Raw genomic sequence first — 1,202 nt, forward strand, 5'->3', positions numbered from 1 at the left:
GGCGAATCGAACCACCCGTGAATATCGCCATATCGGTCGTACCTCCGCCGATATCTACAACACAAACGCCTAGCTCTTTTTCATCATCCGTTAACACTGCATAGGCGGACGCCAATTGCTCAAGAATAATGTCATCGACATCTAGGTCGCACTGCTGAACACACTTCTCAATGTTCTGTGAGGCATTCACTGCACATGTAACAAGATGCACTTTTGCTTCTAAACGCACCCCCGACATTCCAAGCGGCTCTTTGATGCCCTCTTGGCTATCGATAACGTATTCTTGTGGCAATATGTGCAACACTTTTTGATCTGCAGGAATCGCTACGGCTTGTGCTGCGTCGATCACGCGATCGATATCCGCCTGCACCACTTCCCGGTCTTTCACAGCGACAATGCCATGTGAATTCAGACTCTTAATATGACTCCCCGCAATGCCAGCGTAGACAGAATGAATATTACAACCTGCCATTAATTCTGCTTCTTCTACTGCTCTCTGAATGGCATTCACTGTCGTTTCAATGTTTACGACTACACCACGTTTAAGGCCACGCGAAGGATGAGATCCAATACCCACGATCTCAACACTCCCGTCTTCGCCACGCTTACCCACGATCGCGACGACCTTCGAAGTGCCGATGTCTAACCCTACGGTCAAGCTGTCATCGAAGTTGCTTGCCATTTCTTTATCCCACAGTTCGTTATATTTTATTGGTGCACTGGGTTACCGCTGTATTGATAACCTGATGCGACTTCCAATTCTTTCCAGCGCACAGAAACACCGTTGGTGTATCGTGCATCTAATCTTTCTACCGCTGCCTGCGCATCCACTTGCAAGCCTTGATAAACCTTTAACGCTCGCTCAAGGCGGTTCTCTGTTGTATCGGTACCAAGCTCAATCACCGGACCGTTCGCCAACCCTAAGCTCCATGCGCCACGCTCATTCAACACTAACTGGTCAGCACTAAGCCCCCACGCCATTAACTTGCTTTCAATGTCGGCCATGTAAGTAAGCATTTCTGTTCGTGTTCTTAAGCTTGCCGATTCAGGACCATTAAATAATGGACGGCCATCAGCTCGCTCAGTTGTTGAGGGAGTAAACACTTCCCCTTTGCTATTTAAGTAAGACTCATGCCCCCAGTTAGCCACGGCAATTTGCTCTTGAATTTGCACACCAACCGCACTTGGCCATTTACGATGAA

2 protein-coding genes are annotated in these 1,202 nt (G+C 48.3%); both read right to left on the bottom strand.

What is annotated here, in order from left to right; all coding sequences use genetic code 11:
• Window positions 1–682: cell division protein FtsA (gene ftsA / locus A3738_RS06750; protein ID WP_068763456.1), on the bottom strand; the 682-nt coding region annotated here is incomplete at its 3' end.
• 26 nt (window positions 683–708) lie between these two features.
• The coding region (locus tag A3738_RS06755; protein ID WP_197473655.1) for a cell division protein FtsQ/DivIB at window positions 709–1,202 on the bottom strand (494 nt) is incomplete at its 5' end.

This window comes from Oleiphilus sp. HI0066 (assembly GCF_001635725.1).